This is a genomic window from Limnohabitans sp. Rim47 (assembly GCF_001517545.1).
In the GTDB taxonomy this organism is placed as follows: Bacteria; Pseudomonadota; Gammaproteobacteria; order Burkholderiales; family Burkholderiaceae_C; genus Limnohabitans_A.
Genome location: NZ_FBYA01000003.1, coordinates 122,701 through 140,069, shown reverse-complemented (window position 1 = coordinate 140,069; position 17,369 = coordinate 122,701). Strand labels below are relative to the sequence as shown.

The following is a 17,369-nucleotide window of genomic DNA, read 5'->3' as shown; positions in this document are numbered from 1 at the left end:
TGCTCACACATCAAGGCTTGATCACATCAACACCGGCAGGGACTTTGAATGCAAATGTATGGGCAGGCAAGATCGGGTTGATCTCAAAACCCGAGAACGTCAGCACCGAACGCTGACCCAGGTTGTCCTGCACATCCAGCACGGCCAATTCAGGCCCTGCAGCAGCAGAACGCAAACCCATCATCACAGCGCGAATTTGCCCGTCTGGCGATTGAGGCGTGGCACGCACCCATTGCAACCCGTCCCGTTCGGGCTCGGGTGCGAATTGAAAATCGGCTTTCAAGGCTTGCAAGTCCGATGCAGCCGTCAACAAGGCGGCCGGGGTCGAGCCCAGCACCTGCGACTGCTTGCGCGCAGTGACCTGGTTCAACTCGACATCGTGCAGCCAAAGTGTTTGGCCATCGGCCACCAAGGTTTGCACAAAAGGCTTGCGGTAATCAAAGCGAAACTTGCCTGGGCGCTGGAATTCAAAACTGCCACTGGATGTTTTGCTGCGAGGCACCTGCCCGGCCCTGCTGGGCGAAGTGACCACCTGCGTGAACTGAGCACGCCCGCTGCGGGCTTGTTTCATGAACTGGGCCAACAGATCAACGCCATCGGCTTGGGCATGAACGCCCCAAGCCATTGTCGACACGGCCAACAAGCCCTTGCCCATGAATGCCAGCACCGTGCGGCGCGACCCCAATTTGTTTTGCATCATGGTCACTCGGCCCTGGCGGGCACCAAAATCTCTCGTTGTCCGCTGCCGCTCATGCTGCTGACCAAGCCGGCTTTTTCCATGTCTTCCACCAAGCGGGCTGCACGGTTGTAGCCAATCTTGAGGTGACGCTGGACCAAGGAGATGCTGGCTTTGCGGTTCTTCAGGACCACCTCGACCGCTTGGTCGTACATCGGGTCTTTTTCTGCGTTATCGCCCTCGCCCAGCATGCCGCCATCGTCGTCCACCGTGCCGCCTTCGAGCACGCCTTCGATGTAATCGGGCGCACCCTGGCTCTTGAGGTAGTTCACCACGCGGTGCACTTCTTCATCACTGACAAACGCACCGTGTACGCGGATCGGAAAACCAGTGCCCGAAGGCATGTAAAGCATGTCGCCCATGCCCAACAAGGCTTCAGCCCCCATTTGGTCGAGGATGGTGCGGCTGTCAATCTTGCTCGACACTTGAAACGCGATGCGGGTTGGAATATTGGCCTTGATCAGGCCGGTGATCACGTCCACGCTGGGGCGCTGTGTGGCCAAGATCAAGTGGATACCGGCCGCGCGGGCCTTTTGGGCCAGACGGGCAATGAGCTCTTCAATTTTCTTGCCCACCACCATCATCAAGTCGGCCAACTCATCGATCACCACCACGATGTGAGGCAAGCGCTTGAGCGGCTCGGGATCGTCCGGGGTCAGGCTGAACGGGTTATAGATGAACTCTTCGCGGGCCGTGGCTTCGTCAATCTTGACGTTGTAACCGGCCAAATTGCGCACGCCCATCTTGCTCATCAGCTTGTAGCGCTTTTCCATCTCGGCCACACACCAGTTGAGGCCGTGTGCGGCTTGGCGCATGTCGGTGACCACCGGGGCCAGCAGGTGCGGAATACCTTCGTAAACCGACATTTCCAGCATCTTGGGGTCGATCATCAGCAAGCGCACATCGCGGGCTTCGGCCTTGTAGAGCAGCGACAAAATCATGGCGTTGATTCCGACCGACTTGCCCGAGCCGGTGGTACCCGCCACCAACACGTGGGGCATCTTGGCCAGATCGGCCACCACCGGATTGCCAATGATGTCCTTGCCCAAGCCCATGGTCAGCATCGATTTGGCTTCGTTGTATACCTGAGAGCCCAAAATTTCACTGAGCTTGATCGACTGGCGCTTGGCATTGGGCAATTCCAAAGCCATGAAATTTTTACCAGGAATGGTTTCGATCACTCGAATCGACACCAGGCTGAGCGAACGCGCCAAGTCTTTGGCCAGGTTCACCACCTGAGAGCCTTTGACGCCCGTGGCAGGCTCGATCTCGTAACGCGTGATCACCGGGCCGGGGGCCGCAGCCACCACGCGCACCTCGACACCAAAATCCTTGAGCTTTTTCTCAATCAGGCGGCTGGTCATCTCCAGCGTCTCGGGCGACACTGTTTCTTGCCGGATCGACAGACTGTCGAGCAAATCCACTTGCGGCAGCTTGCTGTCGGGCAATTCTGTGAACAGTGGTTTTTGACGCTCTTTGACCACCCGGTCGCTGCGCGGCACATCCATGACGGCAGGCTCAATCACCATCGCTGGGGGCTGCGCTACAGGGATTGGCAAAGGCTCCAGATCCAGCTGCCCCCCAGGCGCCGGGGCCAAAGGGTCCATGTCCCACTGCGGCTCAATGGCTTGCATGGGCATGGCTTGTTGACGTTCGCGCAAAGCCTGCTGGCCCAATGCCAAGTCTTCCTGAATTTCTCGCTTTTCGTGGCGGGACTGGATCAAGCCATCAATGCGCCCGCCCACCACCTCGGCCAGCTGGCCCCAAGAAAAGCGGAACACCATTGCAACGCCGGTGACCACCAGCGCGATCCCCACCAATGCCGCACCCGTAAAGCCAAACCAGCGCACGCTGACTGTGCCCACCAAATAACCCAATGCGCCGCCACTGTGGCCGGGTAAATTGGCCTCTAAGCGGTACAAACGAGCCCACTCGATGCTGGCGCTTGCCGACAGCAAAACCAGCAAGCCGATCCAGAAAGTCCAACGACTGCGGCGCTCGTGGGCCGCAGGGGCCGAATCCTCCCCCGCTGAACCCCTCATCCAGCGAGCCAGACCCACCAACCAAGCGCGCCCAGCTGCCGCCAGACACCACCAAGCGGAATAGCCAAGTCCAAAATAAGCCAAGTCAGCCAACAAGGCCCCTCCCCGACCGATCCAGTTGCGTACCGTTTGTCCGCTGCCAGAGGTGGACCAAGCCGGATCGGAGGCTTGGTAACTCAGCAAAGCCAAAATGCACAGCAAAAGCAATGCGCCGCCCATCAACAAAGCGATTTCTTGGGCAAAGCGCGCCCAAAACGTTTGAGGTTCCTCAACCTCCTTGGCTCGGGCCGTGGGGTTGATCAATGTGTGCAGTGAATAGGTCATAAATTAGGCCTCAAGCTTACCCGATCAAGCCCCCCGTTCAGACCGCGCACGCGCCTGCATGAAACCCTCTCGGCCTGCTGACTTTGGTGGTTTCTTACAATAAGACCATTCGATGCATTGCATTGACTTTGTCTTTTAACCGCCCGCCTAACCCGATTGCACACCATGTCTGCCACATCCAAACACGCACAAGTCCTGATCCTCGGCTCCGGCCCTGCTGGTTACACCGCCGCCGTTTACGCCGCTCGCGCCAACCTGAAGCCTTTGTTGATCACCGGCATGGCCCAAGGGGGCCAGCTCATGACCACGACCGAAGTCGACAACTGGCCTGCTGACGTGAATGGCGTGCAGGGCCCCGAGCTGATGCAGCGCTTCCAGGAGCACGCCGAGCGCTTCAACACTGAAATCGTGTTCGACCACATCCACACCGTCAAACTCGACCAGCGCCCATTCACCCTCATCGGTGACAGCGGGACCTACACGTGCGATTCACTGATCATCGCCACGGGCGCTTCGGCCAAATACTTGGGGCTGCCTTCCGAAACCGCCTTCATGGGACGAGGGGTAAGCGGTTGCGCCACCTGCGACGGCTTTTTTTACCGCGAACAGCTGTGCTGCGTGGTCGGGGGTGGCAACACCGCCGTCGAAGAAGCGCTCTACCTGTCCAACATCGCCAGCACGGTCTATTTGATTCACCGCCGCGACAAGTTCAAGGCCGAACCGATCTTGGTCGACAAGCTGATGGAAAAGGTCGCTGCAGGCAAGATCGTGCTCAAAACCTTCCAGACCCTGGAAGAAGTGCTGGGTGACGCATCGGGCGTGACGGGCGTGCGCCTGAAAAGCACGGTGGACGGCAGCTTGCAAGACATCGAACTCAAAGGCTGCTTCATTGCCATCGGCCACGCCCCTAACACCGAAATTTTCCAGGGCCAACTCGATCTGGAAAACGGCTACATCGTGACCCAAAGCGGCCTCAAAGGTTTTGCCACCCAAACCTCGGTGCCCGGTGTTTTCGCTGCGGGCGATGTGCAAGACCACGTTTACCGCCAGGCCATCACCAGTGCCGGCACGGGCTGCATGGCGGCGCTGGATGCTCAGCGCTTTCTGGAACAAAACAACGGTTGACGACTGCACCCTGGTCAGCACAGCAGGCTGAAAAGGCGCTTGGGTGCCGCCTGCGCACCTGAGCAAAGGCGTTGCGGGTGCCAGCTAGGGTGATGTGGCAAAGCGAAGCGCCTCTGAACCCCGGCAGGCACCCGCAACGCCTCAGCACCGTGGGCAAAACAAGCGTCCATTTGTCACAAACCCCAACCCAAGAGCTCAAGCCCCAGCTTTCTGGCTATAATCCAAGGCTTTGCTGCTTCTGCTCGGACTCTTCGATCGGGATTACGGAAACAGCAATCTGGGATACCGCCACCCATCTTGGCGAGGTGAGGCTGGAACGCCAGGCTTCATGCAGTTCTGCATGAGACCCATCGGCACCAGCTGTTTTAAAAGTATCGGAGTGTCCACATGGCACGCGTTTGCGACGTAACGGGCAAAGGCCCAATGACGGGAAACAACGTTTCCCACGCCAACAATAAAACCAAGCGCCGGTTCCTGCCGAACCTGCAATACCGTCGTTTCTGGGTTGAAACAGAAAACCGTTGGGTGCGTCTGCGCGTTTCCAGCGCTGCTCTGCGCCTGATCGACAAAAATGGCATTGATGCCGTTCTCGCAGACCTGCGCGAACGCGGTCAAGCCTAAACCCAGAACATTAGGAGTCATACACCATGGCAACCAAAGGCGGACGCGAAAAAATCAAGCTGGAATCCACAGCTGGTACTGGTCACTTCTACACGACCAGCAAAAACAAGAAAACAATGCCCGAGAAAATGTCGATCATGAAGTTCGACCCAAAAGCTCGCAAGCACGTTGAATACAAGGAAATCAAGCTGAAGTAATTCAGCTTGTGCCTTCTCACAAAAAACCCGCCTCTGGCGGGTTTTTTGTTGTCTGATTCAAAGTCGAATTGACCGGTCGGTGGCTGTTGAGAGCGACCTCCCCACAACGGCCATCCCAAACCTGACCTGTGACCAATAACCGGGAACCATGCGCCCGAGCCAGCACTTTGAGTAAGCCCAAAGATGGACCTGTTTCAAGCCGGGGTGGCATCAAGTTTGCTGGAATGGCATTAAATGCCCACGCCACCATCCAAGGCAGGGTTTAAACCTGATCAACCCCATAGAAAAAGGGCCCGAAGGCCCTTTTGCATTGAACGCCGGGAGCCATCAGGCCATTTGGCGAACAGCTCGCAACTTCACTGAGAAATCACGCAAAGCTGCAATGCCACTTTCTTCGGCACGGCGGCACCAGGCTTGCAAATCGGCAGCCAGTTGCTCACGCGAATGTGAGGTGTTGAGCCAAATCTGGCTGAGTTCTTCACGCATTTGCACCATTTTGTCGAGGACTGGGCTGGCTGCACGGGCTTGTTTGAGCTGCGCTTGGGCATCAGCAGGCACCTTGGCCGCGTCTCGGTGCAACCAGCGATTGGCCGCTTGCATCACGCTGGCATCCACCTTGAGTTTGCTGGCCTCTTGTTGCAACACGCTGTGCAGATTGCGAGCGTAGTTGGCCATGACCTCGTAACGGTTGGCAATCAGGGCTTCCAGTGTCTTCTCGTCGGCCACAGGGCGGATATCACCATAAGCCAGACGCGGTGGCGTCTTTTTGACGGTGGCCATGCCCAGAGTTTCAAGGATGCGGATGTACAACCAGCCAATGTCGAACTCGTAGGGCTTGACCGACAGCTTGGCTGATGTGGGGTAAGTATGGTGGTTGTTGTGCAACTCTTCGCCACCGATCAGGATGCCCCAAGGCGAAATGTTGGTGCTGGCGTCATGCGCCTCAAAGTTGCGGTAACCCCAATAGTGCGCCGCACCGTTGATGATGCCGGCCGCCGTGATCGGGATCCAGGCCATTTGGACTGCCCACACGGTCAAACCCAGAAAACCGAACAAAGCCACGTCAATGATCAACATCAAGGCCACGCCCTGCCATGAAAAACGGGTGTACAAGTTGCGTTCGATCCAATCGTCTGGCGTGCCGTGGCCAAAGCGCTTCATGGTTTCCAGGTTCTTGGATTCCTTGCGGTACAACTCGGCACCCGTGAACAGCACGGTTTTAATGCCGTGCACGTGCGGGCTGTGCGGGTCTTCGGCTTGCTCACACTTGGCGTGGTGCTTGCGGTGAATGGCCGCCCACTCTTTGGTGACCTGGCCGGTGGTCAACCACAGCCAGAAACGGAAGAAATGCGAAGGAATGGCATGCAAGTCCAAAGCGCGGTGCGCCTGGTGACGGTGCAGGAAAATCGTGACACTGGCAATGGTGATGTGGGTCAGCCCCAAGGTGATCAACACCATCTGCCACCACGAAAAGTCGAACAAGCCGTGGCCCATCCACTGAATCACTGAATCCAAAAAGGCCCAATCAGGCAACAACATGAGTTTGTCTTTCTACTGACGCCTGATTTCAGGCAATTTGTCGATTTTAAGTTTTCCGTCCTCAAAAGGACAGCTTTTTCGACCGAATCCGCCAATAATGAGTCTTAAAATTTACTTTCGGACCCAAGCTGCGGCAAAAAATCCATCGGTGGCATGGCGATGTGGCCACAAGCGCAAAAACGTGCCACCTGGCAGGGCATCGGGATTGGCATCGCCCGATGGTGCCGGAGAACACAAGCTGGCCGCGTCTGGCACCTTGAGCCGCTCCAACTCTTGGGCGACGTTCAAGGGCACAAAGTCAGGATTGGCGGCACTGAAAGCTTGTGCGATCAGCTCATTCTCTTCTGGCAAGACACTGCAAGTGGCATAAACCAGCCGACCACCCGATTTGACCATGCGCGAAGCGCTTTGCAAGATGGCTTGCTGCTTTTCAGTCAACTCCTGAACAGCTTGGGGCTTCTGACGCCATTTCAAGTCAGGGTTACGGCGCAAGGTGCCAAGGCCTGAGCAAGGGGCATCGACCAGCACACGGTCGATCTTGCCCGCCAAACGTTTAACGCGGTCGTCGCGCTCATGCGCAATAGCGGCAGGATGCACGTTAGACAAACCGCTGCGGGCCATGCGCGGTTTGAGGGCGTCCAGGCGATGACCCGACACGTCAAAGGCATACAAACGGCCCGTGCTGCGCATGGCCGCGCCCAGCGCCAGCGTTTTACCGCCCGCACCGGCACAAAAATCCACCACCATTTCGCCGCGGTGCGCGTCCACCAGCAAGGCCAGCAACTGGGATCCTTCGTCTTGCACCTCGATGGCACCTCGGGTGAAGGCATCGGTCTTTTGCAAAGCAGGTTTGCCCTCAAGGCGCAAGCCCCAAGGCGAATAGGGTGTGACCGTGGACGAAATGCCCACTTGCGCCAGTTCTTTCTGGATATCGCTGCGTTTGGCCTGAAACATATTGACCCGCAAGTCGAGCGTGCCCGCTTGCTGCAAATTTTCGGCCAAGGCCCAGAAATCTTCACCCAATTGGGCTTGCAAGGCCTGCGCCATCCACTCAGGCAGGTTGTGGCGGTGTGGGGCCATCAAGGCATCAGCCGGGATGGCATCGCAAGTGGCCAACCACTGCTTTTCGGTGTCGTTCAGGGCTGCGGCCAAAAAGTCGCGTGGGCCAAAAAACCCCAGAATCGCCAACTTGCGCTCTTTGCCGCCAGAGCCTGATCGGGCTAATTGCTCAAACAGCAGTTTTTTGCGCAAAACGGCAAAGGCCGTTTCAGCCAAAGTGGCCCGCTCACGGGGACCAAGCGAGCGGTGCTCACGGAAATAACGCGACACCACAGCGTCGGCGGGATGTTCAAATTGGAGAACCAGCCTGACCAGATCGGCACAGGCGTCTAAAAGGGCTTTTGGATGCATGGGGCGTATTGTCCCATCCCGAACCCTTACCAATTGACCTCTTCCCAAGAAAGTCCCCATGTCCGAGCCACTGCCCCCCTTGATCGAAACCCCAAAGGGCCTGTACCAGCACTACAAAGGCGGACAGTACCGCGTGCTGGGCACCGTGCGCCACAGCGAAGACCTGCAAGCCATGACGCTGTACCAAGCCCTTTATGGTGAGCAAGGCCTGTGGGTCAGGCCTGCGGCCATGTTCGCGGATGTGGCTGAGTTCAACGGAAAAGTCCAGCCCCGCTTCACCCGAATCGGCGACTGAAAAAATCAGCCACCGCGCGCGGGTAAATCAGGTGCTCTTGCGTGAGCACGCGCGCAGCCAAGGCCTGAGCGGTGTCATTGGGCAGCACAGGCACCACCGCCTGAGCCAAAATTTGGCCATGGTCCAGCTCGGCCGTGACCTGGTGCACGGTGGCACCGGCAAAACGGCATCCGGCATCGATGGCACGCTGGTGCGTGTTCAGTCCGGCAAAAGCGGGCAACAGCGATGGGTGAATGTTGAGCAAGCGCCCCGCGTAGTGCGCCACAAAAGCGGGCGTGAGGATGCGCATGAAACCTGCCAACACCACCAAATCTGGGGAAAACCGATCGATTTGCGCCATCAACGCGGCGTCGAAATCTTCACGGCTGGCAAACGCCTTGTGGTCCAACACCGCCGTGGGGATGCCGTGGTCTTTGGCAAAGGCCAGCCCTTGCGCATCGGCCCGGTTGCTCACCACCGCAGCCACATGCGCGTGCAAGCGCTCACCCCAGCGGCCTTGCTCTGCTGCACGCACGATGGCGGCCATGTTGGAGCCCGAGCCGGAAATCAAAATGACAATGTTTTTCATGGTTTGGGCCCGATTATCCCTGCACACCTGCGCCAGCCCCATGCCCAAGCCAGACGCCGGCGCCGGCCTGTTTTGTCGCACCCAAGACAGGCCGGCCACGAAGGCGCATGATAAAAAGCACGACCGTTTGATTTTGCTTGCGCTGCGCATCCGAGCAGCCCCCCCACCACCGGAGAAAGTCCCCCATGGATTTGGCATTCACACCCGAAGAACTCGCTTTCCGCGATGAAATTCGCACTTGGGTCAAGGACAACTTGCCCGCTGACATTTCACACAAAGTGCACAACGCCATGCGTCTGACGCGCGACGACATGCAGCGCTGGGCCAAGATTCTGGGCAAAAAGGGGTGGTTGGGCTGGGGCTGGCCCACACAATTTGGTGGGCCGGGCTGGAATGCCATTCAGAAACATCTGTTCGAAGAAGAATGCGCCTTGGCCGGAGCGCCTCGCGTGGTGCCTTTTGGCCCCGTGATGGTCGCGCCCGTGATCATGGCTTTTGGCAATGCCGAGCAGCACAAACGCTTTTTGCCGGGCATCGCCAGCGGCGAGGTCTGGTGGAGTCAAGGTTACAGCGAGCCGGGCTCCGGCTCAGACTTGGCGTCACTGAAAACCCGAGCCGAACGCGTCGGCGACAAATACATCGTGAATGGCCAGAAAACCTGGACCACGCTGGGCCAGTACGGCGAATGGATTTTTTGCCTGGTGCGCACCAGCACCGATGGCAAACCCCAAACCGGCATTTCTTTCTTGCTGATCGACATGAAATCGCCCGGCATCACCGTGCGCCCCATCAAACTGCTCGACGGTGAATGCGAGGTCAACGAAGTCTGGTTTGACAACGTCGAAGTGCCCGCCGAAAACCTGGTCGGTGAAGAAAACAAGGGCTGGAACTACGCCAAGCACTTGCTGGCCCATGAGCGCACCAACATCGCCGATGTCAACCGCGCCAAGCGCGAGTTGGAGCGTCTCAAGCGCATTGCCAAAGCCGAGGGTGTGTATGACGACCTGCGCTTTCGCGACGAAATTGCCAAACTCGAAGTCGACATCGTCGCCCTCGAAATGCTGGTGCTGCGCGTCTTGTCAGCCGAAAAATCGGGCAAGAACTCACTCGACATCGCAGGTCTCTTGAAGATCAAGGGCAGTGAAATCCAGCAGCGCTACACCGAGCTGATGATGCAAGCCGCAGGGCCCTTTGCCCTGCCTTTCATCTTTGAAGCCATGGACGCTGGCTGGCAAGGCGACTTCCCCGGCGGTGTGGTCGCTAATGCGCCATTGGCTGCCAATTACTTCAACATGCGCAAGACCACCATTTATGGCGGCAGCAATGAAGTGCAACGCAACATCGTCGCGCAAACCGTGCTCGGCTGACCCGAAAGGATTTCAAAATGGATTTCGATTTTTCTGACGACCAAGAACAACTGCGCGACGCGGTGCGCAAATGGGTGGACAAGGGTTACGACTTTGACCGTCGCCGCGCCATCGTGGCGGCAGGCGGTTTTGACCGCGCTGCCTATGGCGAGTTGGCCGAGCTGGGGCTGACCGGCCTGTACGTGAGCGAAGAACACGGCGGTATGGGCATGGGCCCCACCGAAGCCATGGTGACGATGGAAGAGCTCGGCCGCGGCATTGTGCTCGAACCCCTGACCCAGACCCTGATCACCAGCGCCACACTGCAAACCCATGCACCTGCCGCACTGCAAGCGGCGTGGCTGCCGCGCATGGCGGCAGGCGAAGCAGTCGTGGTCTTGGCGCACCAAGAGCGTGGCGCACGTTACCTACTGAGCCGCTGCGCTGCACAAGGCAGCGAATCCAACGGCACATGGTCGGTCAGCGGCACCAAGAGCGTGGTGGCCGTGGGCGACCAAGCCGATGCCTTTGTGGTGCCTGCCACTGTGAACGGTCAGATCGCCCTGTTTTTGGTCGAACGCAGCGCCAGTGGTGTGAGCACCCAAGGCTATATCACACAAGACGGTTCACGCGCCGCTGAAGTGCTGCTGAACCAAGCCCCGGCACAGCTAATAACCTTGAATGGCTTGACGGCCCTTGAAGAAGCGGTGGACATTGGCATGGCCTGCGTTTGTGCCGAAGCCGTGGGCGTGATGGACAAGACCTTGGCCATCACCGTGGACTACATGAACACGCGCAAGCAATTTGGTGTGAACATCGCCAGTTTTCAGGCCTTGCGCCACCGCGTGGCCGACATGAAGATGCAACTGGAACTGGGCCGCTCCATGAGCTACTACGCCAGCCTGAAATTGCATGCCCCTGCTGAAGAACGCCGTCGCGCCATGGCCCGTGCCAAATACCAGCTGGGTGTGTCCATGCGCTTCATTGGGCAGCAAGCGGTGCAATTGCACGGCGGCATTGCGGTCACAGACGAATACATCGTGAGCCACTACTTCAAGAAACTGACGCAACTGGACATGAGCTTTGGCGACACATTGCACCAACTGGGCGAGGTGTCGGCACGCATGCAAGAGACCGCAGGCGTGTTTGCCTGATCCGGCTTGAAACCTTCAACAAGGGCTCCTCAAGGAGCCCTTGTTCATTCAGGATCTCGCACTCGCAAAAAGCTGGCAAAACGCGGCAAACCCGACGGGGTGCGGTCACGGTAGCGGTAAGTCACCCAAGCGCCAACCTGCGGCGGATCACGCCGCAGCGCATCGCTCAAGCCTGCGCCCAAGGCAAACCGCTGCCCTGAGGGCATTTGTAAGAGCAATGCCCCGGTTTGCCCCTGCAAGCGCCCCTTGCCCATTTGGTATCCCACCAGCCGAGCCTCTTCGTCAGCTTCTGGCTTGAATTTGTAAAGCGCATCGGATCGCCCGGCTCGCCAAAGGGCGTCGGTCCGGTGCAACACCAAGCCTTCACCACCGTTACGCACGGTCTCTTGCAACAGCGCCTTCAAAGCCGGAGCATCGTTGACAAGCTCTTGCCCCACCGGCACCAACCAAGGCACTCGTGCAGCCCCCACGGCAGATTGAACAAGGCGCACCCTGTCTTTGAACGGCGCGGTATTTTGAGGGGTGTCAAACACCAGGTATTTCACTGCACGCCAGGCATCGTCATCCGGCACAGCTTGGCGCACCACGCCCGACAAGCGGTCAAACTGCCCTCGCCCCATCCAGAGTTCGCCGTCCAACGGGGTGGCCGGCAAGGCCGACACAAACCAATTTGGGGCAGCCAGTAAACGTCCGCTGCGAAAGCGCAAAACCCGACCGTCCCAGACGGCACGCACACCGTCGAATTTTTCACTGACCAAAAAGCCTTGCGGTGATCGACCAAGGGGCCAGGACGTGGCCAATTGCACTTGAACTTGAACTTGCGCCGGGGCTTCTGACGCACTGTCATCTTTGGCCTCAGCGTCAGGGGCCAGCCATGCACCGATCCACAGCGCGAACAAAGTCTGCCGCCGGTTCAAGCCCGGGCCATGTGCTGGGTCATGGTCCGGATGCCGGGGATTGTCTTGTGAGTGAAACGGTTCAGTGCCGAAGGACTGTACAAATGTCGGTGTCTGCATGGTGTGTCTCCCTGAGGGTGGAAGGCCTTAATTTTTTGGCCTTTTGTTTTCAGAAAGACATCATGCGGCTGTTGGCCTGACAGTGCAAGCACCCGCACTGTGCAAGCGGTCGCAGAGGGCCGGCAGACTCAAACCATCAAACGCGAATTCTTGGGCACATGCGCCATCAGGAACGCCATCTGGTCAGACAAGATACGGCGATTGCGCAAAATGAAGTCTTCCCAAAGGCTGGGCACATAAGGTGCGTACAGCAGCGGCATGCGGGCCTGTTCGGGGGTGCGACTGCTTTTGCGGTGGTTACAAGAGCGGCAGGCCGTGACCACGTTCATCCAGTGGTCAGGGCCGTTTTGGCACAAGGGAACAATGTGCTCGCGCGTCAGCACCGATCCGTGAAAATGCCCACCACAATAAGCGCACACATTGCGGTCACGCACAAACAGTTTGGGATTGGTCAGCCCCGAACGCATGTCAAACGGGTTGATGCGGGGCACGCCCTGGGTGCCGATGATGCTGTTGACGGTGATGATGGATTGCTGCCCCGTGAGCGCGTTGTGCCCGCCACGAAAAACGGCGACTTGCTGCCCTGCTTCCCAGCGCACCTCGTCGGCGGCGTAGTGGGTGACCGCCTGCTCGAGTGAAATCCAAGATTGCGGCAGCCCTTGGGCCGAGAGTTTCAAAACCTTCACAGACGCCTCCATTCAACAGTTCAAAAACCACTGACACGAAAAGTTCCGTCGCGATCCTGTCCAGCATGGCTTGAAAAAAGGTCTCACTTCAAAGCTGCAAAAGGCCACGGGCTGGTGGATCGGGCTCAGTCACAATATACCCTCTTACTTTGACAATCCCGTGAATGCTGGCGCTTTGCTGGCCAGGCGGGTAACACCCAAGCGACATGAAGGTTTTCCGCGGCTTACATCACCCTGACCTGGCCCATGCCTGCGCCCTGACCATCGGCAATTTCGATGGCGTGCACCGCGGGCATCAGGCCATGCTGGCGCTGTTGCGCAGCGAAGCCGCCCATCGGGGCGTGCCCAGCTGCGTGATGACCTTCGAGCCGCACCCGCGCGATTACTTTGCCAAGGCGCTGAACAAGCCAGAACTGGCCCCTGCCCGCATCGCCACCCTGCGCGACAAGCTGCAAGAGCTGGAGCGCTGCGGCGTAGACCAAGTGGTGGTCTTGCCCTTCGATGCCGAACTGGCCAGCCAATCGCCCGATAACTTTATCCAGCAAGTGCTGATCGAGGGCCTGGGCGTGCGCTATGTGCAAGTCGGCGACGATTTCCGCTTTGGGGCCAAGCGGGCGGGCGATTACGCCATGCTCGACGCTGCGGGCCAGCGTCTGGGCTTTGATGTGGCTCGCATGAACAGCTACGAAGTGCACGGCCTGCGTGTATCCAGCTCGGCCGTGCGCGATGCCCTGGGTCAGGGTCGCCTGCATGATGTGCAAGCCCTGCTGGGCCGCCCCTACAGCATCAGCGGCCACGTGGTGCATGGGCGCAAGCTCGGGCGCGAACTGGCTGCCACCGCAGAAGGCGCGGGGGATGGTTTTCGGACCCTGAATTTGCGGTTTTCGCATTGGAAGCCTGCTGCCAGCGGCATCTTCGTGGTGCAAGTGCATGGCTTGACTCACTGCCCATTGAAAGGCGTCGCCAATCTGGGCATCAGGCCCTCTTTGGACCCCACCGATGTGAACGGTGGCCGGGTGCTGCTGGAGACCCACGCCTTCGACTGGCCCGCCGATCTGGGCCCCGAGGGGGGCTACGGTAAAATCATCCGCGTGGATCTGCTGCACAAACTACACGACGAACTCAAATACGACGGTCTGGACGCCCTGACAAAGGGCATTGCCAAAGACTGCGAAGACGCACAAGCGTGGTTTGCGACACGCCGTGGCGACAATGCCCAGTCTTTGAGCCGCCAGACCACCCGCGACCGAATTTGACGATCCGGCCCTCGTTTGCTGCCCTTCGACAGGCTCAGGGCGAACGACCTCAACGGCCCACCTCCTTTTGATCTCTCCGAACGGCCCGCCGCTCGGGCTGAGCTTGTCGAAGCCCTCCCGACTTGAAGCACCATGACCGAAGCCACAACCCCAGCCAGCACCGACTACCGCGCCACACTCAATCTGGCCGACACGCCCTTTCCCATGCGCGGTGACCTGCCCAAACGTGAGCCAGGCTGGGTGAACGACTGGAACGAAGGCGGTCTGTACAAAAAACTGCGCGCAGCACGCCAAGGCGCCCCGCTGTTTGTGCTGCACGACGGTCCACCCTACGCCAACGGCAAACTGCACATTGGCCACGCCCTCAACAAAGTGCTGAAAGACATGATCGTCAAATCCAAGCAACTCGCTGGTTTTGACGCGCAATACATCCCCGGCTGGGACTGCCACGGCCTGCCGATCGAAAACGCGATTGAAAAACTGCATGGCCGCAACCTCAGCCGCGACGACATGCAGGCCAAAAGCCGCGCCTTTGCCACCGAGCAGATCAACCAGCAGCGTGAAGACTTCAAGCGCCTGGGCGTGCTGGGCGATTGGGAGCGCCCCTACCGCACCATGGACTTCGCCAACGAAGCCGGTGAAATCCGTGCCTTCAAACGCGTGATCGAGCGCGGCTTTGTCTACCGCGGCCTCAAGCCCGTTTACTGGTGCTTTGACTGCGGCTCTTCTCTCGCCGAATTCGAGATCGAATACGCCGACAAAAAGAGCGACACGCTGGACGTGGCCTTTGAAGCCGATGACGCCGCTGCATTGGCTGCCGCCTTTGGCCTGCCCAAGCTGCCTGGCGAGGGCAGCAAAAAAGCCTTTGCCGTGATCTGGACCACCACCGCTTGGACCATCCCAGCTAACCAGGCGCTCAACGCCCACCCCGAGCTGGAATACGCGCTGGTGGACACGCCCCGTGGCGTGCTGCTGCTGGCCGCCAGCCTGGTCGAGAAGTGCCTGGAGCGCTACAAGCTGCAAGGCACCGTGATCGCCACCGCTGTGGGCGAAAAGCTGCGCGGCCTGGTGTTTCGTCACCCACTGCACGACACCGTGACCGCCGAAGAAGGCGGCCAATACAGCTACCGCCGCCAATCGCCGCTCTACCTGGCCGACTACGTGACCGCCACCGACGGCACCGGCATCGTGCACTCGGCCCCCGCCTATGGCGTGGACGACTTCAACTCTTGCGTGGCCCACGGCCTGAAATACGACGACATCCTCAACCCGGTTCAAGGCAACGGCGTGTATGCCGAAGAGCTGCCCTTCTTCGGTGGCCAGCACATCTGGAAAGCCTGCGCCCGCGTGATCGAGGTGCTGAGCCAAAGCGACCGCTTGATGGCCACGGTAGAAATCACCCACAGCTACCCGCACTGCTGGCGTCACAAAACCCCCGTTATCTACCGCGCTGCCGCCCAGTGGTTTGTGCGCATGGACGAGGGCGAGGGTGTTTTCACGAAAGACAAAGCGCCCAAGACTTTGCGCCAGTTGGCGCTCGATGCGATCGAGCACACCCAGTTCTACCCCGAAAACGGCAAAACCCGCCTGCGCGACATGATCGCCAACCGCCCCGACTGGTGCATCTCGCGCCAGCGCTCGTGGGGCGTGCCCGTGCCTTTCTTCTTGCACAAAGACAGTGGCGAGCTGCACCCGCGCACCATGGCCATCCTGGACCAGGCCGCTGACATTGTCGAAAAAGGCGGCATCGAAGCTTGGAGCCGCGTCACGGTGGAAGAGATTCTGGGCGCAGCCGATGCACCGCACTACACCAAGAGCACCGACATCTTGGAGGTCTGGTTTGACTCGGGCAGCACCTTCCAGCATGTGCTGCGCGGCAGCCACAAAGACGCGTACGGCGTGCCGCCCTTCCACAGCTCATCGGACAATTCCAGCCCCGAGGCCGATCTGTACCTGGAAGGCCACGACCAGCACCGGGGCTGGTTCCACAGCTCGCTGCTGCTGGGCTGCGCCTTGTATGACCGTGCGCCCTACAAAGGCCTGTTGACCCACGGCTTTGCCACCGACGGCCAAGGCCGCAAAATGAGCAAGTCGCTGGGCAACACCGTCGAGCCGCAAACCATCAACTCCAAAATGGGCGCTGAAATCGTGCGCCTTTGGGTGGCCAGCACCGACTATTCGGGTGACCTCAACATCGACGACAAAATCCTGGCCCGCGTGGTCGATGCGTACCGCCGCATCCGCAACACGCTGCGCTTTTTGATGGCCAACGTGAGTGACTTCGACCCGGCCAACGACACCGTGCCCGATGACCAATTGTTGGAAATCGACCGTTTTGCGCTGGCCCGTGCGGCCGAGTTGCAAGCCGATATTCGCGCCCACTTCGACGCGTATGAGTTCCACCCCGTGGTCTCCAAGTTGCAAATCTATTGCTCGGAAGACCTGGGCGCGTTTTATCTTGACGTGTTGAAAGACCGCCTGTACACCACGGCCCCCAAATCGTTGGCCCGCCGCAGTGCGCAAACAGCGCTCTACCGCATCACCCACGGCATGCTGCGCTGGATGGCACCTTTCCTGTCCTTCACGGCCGAAGAGGCCTGGGGTACTTTCGGCACATCCGAATCCATCTTCCTGGAAACCTTCAGCGACTTCGGTGCGGTCGATACACAACTGCTGGCCAAGTGGGCCCGCATCCGCGAAATCCGCGATCTGGTCAACAAGGACATCGAAACCTTGCGCACCGCAGGCCAAGTGGGCGCGTCGCTGCAAGCCGATATCACCTTGCAAGCGCCTGCAGCTGACCATGCCTTGCTGGCCAGCCTGGGCGAAGACATCAAGTTCGTGTTCATCACCTCCAAAGTGACTTTGCAGGCAGGGGAAACTCTGGCGGTGCAAGTGACCGCCAGCCAAGCCACCAAATGCGAACGCTGCTGGCACTACGCCGACGACGTGGGCCACGACGCCGCTCACCCCACGATTTGTGGCCGCTGCGTCAGCAACCTGCACGGCGCGGGCGAAACCCGCTTGATCGCCTGAATTTCACCCCCTAAAAGA

General features: G+C 59.1%; 15 protein-coding genes. 8 read left to right on the top strand and 7 right to left on the bottom strand.

Annotation, left to right across the window (positions count from 1 at the left end; genetic code table 11):
* Nucleotides 1-10: 10 nt before the first annotated feature.
* Both BN3544_RS08445 and BN3544_RS08440 read right to left on the bottom strand, forming a co-directional pair.
* Nucleotides 11-655 (bottom strand): outer membrane lipoprotein periplasmic chaperone LolA, encoded by a 645-nt coding sequence (locus BN3544_RS08445; RefSeq protein ID WP_026036747.1) that lies wholly within the window; start codon nt 653-655, stop codon nt 11-13.
* A 47-nt stretch (nt 656-702) separates the two neighbouring features.
* Complete coding sequence (locus BN3544_RS08440) at nt 703-3,102, bottom strand: DNA translocase FtsK (RefSeq protein WP_019430501.1); 2,400 nt, start codon at nt 3,100-3,102, stop codon at nt 703-705.
* Between the two features lie 165 nt (nt 3,103-3,267).
* Here BN3544_RS08440 and trxB point away from each other — a divergent pair, with 165 nt between their 5' ends.
* From trxB to rpmG, 3 genes are all read left to right on the top strand, one after another.
* Nucleotides 3,268-4,227 (top strand): thioredoxin-disulfide reductase, encoded by a 960-nt coding sequence (gene trxB, locus BN3544_RS08435; protein ID WP_019430502.1) that lies wholly within the window; start codon nt 3,268-3,270, stop codon nt 4,225-4,227.
* Nucleotides 4,228-4,614: 387 nt separating this feature from the next.
* Nucleotides 4,615-4,848, top strand: a complete 234-nt coding sequence (gene rpmB, locus BN3544_RS08430) for a 50S ribosomal protein L28 (protein ID WP_019430503.1) — start codon at nt 4,615-4,617, stop codon at nt 4,846-4,848.
* 26 nt (nt 4,849-4,874) lie between these two features.
* Complete coding sequence (gene rpmG / locus BN3544_RS08425; RefSeq protein ID WP_006298735.1) at nt 4,875-5,045, top strand: 50S ribosomal protein L33; 171 nt, start codon at nt 4,875-4,877, stop codon at nt 5,043-5,045.
* A gap of 327 nt (nt 5,046-5,372) precedes the next feature.
* Here rpmG and BN3544_RS08420 read toward each other — a convergent pair whose 3' ends face one another.
* Together BN3544_RS08420 and BN3544_RS08415 are read right to left on the bottom strand one after the other, a co-directional pair.
* Nucleotides 5,373-6,584, bottom strand: a complete 1,212-nt coding sequence (locus BN3544_RS08420) for a DesA family fatty acid desaturase (protein WP_019430504.1) — start codon at nt 6,582-6,584, stop codon at nt 5,373-5,375.
* A gap of 111 nt (nt 6,585-6,695) precedes the next feature.
* On the bottom strand, nt 6,696-7,994 hold the full coding sequence (locus BN3544_RS08415) for an RsmB/NOP family class I SAM-dependent RNA methyltransferase (protein WP_019430505.1): 1,299 nt from the start codon (nt 7,992-7,994) through the stop codon (nt 6,696-6,698).
* Between the two features lie 58 nt (nt 7,995-8,052).
* On the opposite strand from BN3544_RS08415, the gene BN3544_RS08410 reads away from it, so the two are divergent.
* A complete protein-coding gene (locus tag BN3544_RS08410; RefSeq protein ID WP_019430506.1) occupies nt 8,053-8,289 on the top strand; it encodes a DUF1653 domain-containing protein in 237 nt (78 codons plus the stop codon).
* Here the strand turns inward: BN3544_RS08410 and purN are convergent.
* Nucleotides 8,270-8,857, bottom strand: coding sequence for a phosphoribosylglycinamide formyltransferase (gene purN, locus BN3544_RS08405; RefSeq protein ID WP_026036748.1), 588 nt, complete (start codon nt 8,855-8,857; stop codon nt 8,270-8,272). The two genes, BN3544_RS08410 and purN, sit on opposite strands and share 20 nt — an antisense overlap.
* A 185-nt stretch (nt 8,858-9,042) precedes the next feature.
* Here purN and BN3544_RS08400 point away from each other — a divergent pair, with 185 nt between their 5' ends.
* Together BN3544_RS08400 and BN3544_RS08395 are read left to right on the top strand one after the other, a co-directional pair.
* Nucleotides 9,043-10,224, top strand: a complete 1,182-nt coding sequence (locus BN3544_RS08400; RefSeq protein ID WP_019430508.1) for an acyl-CoA dehydrogenase family protein — start codon at nt 9,043-9,045, stop codon at nt 10,222-10,224.
* A gap of 17 nt (nt 10,225-10,241) precedes the next feature.
* Entirely contained in the window at nt 10,242-11,357 is a 1,116-nt protein-coding gene (locus tag BN3544_RS08395; RefSeq protein WP_019430509.1) for an acyl-CoA dehydrogenase family protein, read from the top strand.
* 44 nt (nt 11,358-11,401) lie between these two features.
* Here BN3544_RS08395 and BN3544_RS08390 read toward each other — a convergent pair whose 3' ends face one another.
* Together BN3544_RS08390 and BN3544_RS08385 are read right to left on the bottom strand one after the other, a co-directional pair.
* Nucleotides 11,402-12,373 (bottom strand): DNA ligase, encoded by a 972-nt coding sequence (locus BN3544_RS08390; protein WP_081499389.1) that lies wholly within the window; start codon nt 12,371-12,373, stop codon nt 11,402-11,404.
* 128 nt (nt 12,374-12,501) lie between these two features.
* Complete coding sequence (locus tag BN3544_RS08385; RefSeq protein ID WP_026036750.1) at nt 12,502-13,059, bottom strand: HNH endonuclease; 558 nt, start codon at nt 13,057-13,059, stop codon at nt 12,502-12,504.
* A gap of 206 nt (nt 13,060-13,265) precedes the next feature.
* Here BN3544_RS08385 and BN3544_RS08380 point away from each other — a divergent pair, with 206 nt between their 5' ends.
* Both BN3544_RS08380 and ileS read left to right on the top strand, forming a co-directional pair.
* Nucleotides 13,266-14,315: a bifunctional riboflavin kinase/FAD synthetase gene (locus BN3544_RS08380; RefSeq protein ID WP_019430512.1), complete on the top strand. Its 1,050-nt coding sequence runs from the start codon at nt 13,266-13,268 to the stop codon at nt 14,313-14,315.
* A gap of 132 nt (nt 14,316-14,447) precedes the next feature.
* Nucleotides 14,448-17,351 (top strand): isoleucine--tRNA ligase, encoded by a 2,904-nt coding sequence (gene ileS, locus BN3544_RS08375; RefSeq protein ID WP_019430513.1) that lies wholly within the window; start codon nt 14,448-14,450, stop codon nt 17,349-17,351.
* Nucleotides 17,352-17,369: the final 18 nt, after the last annotated feature.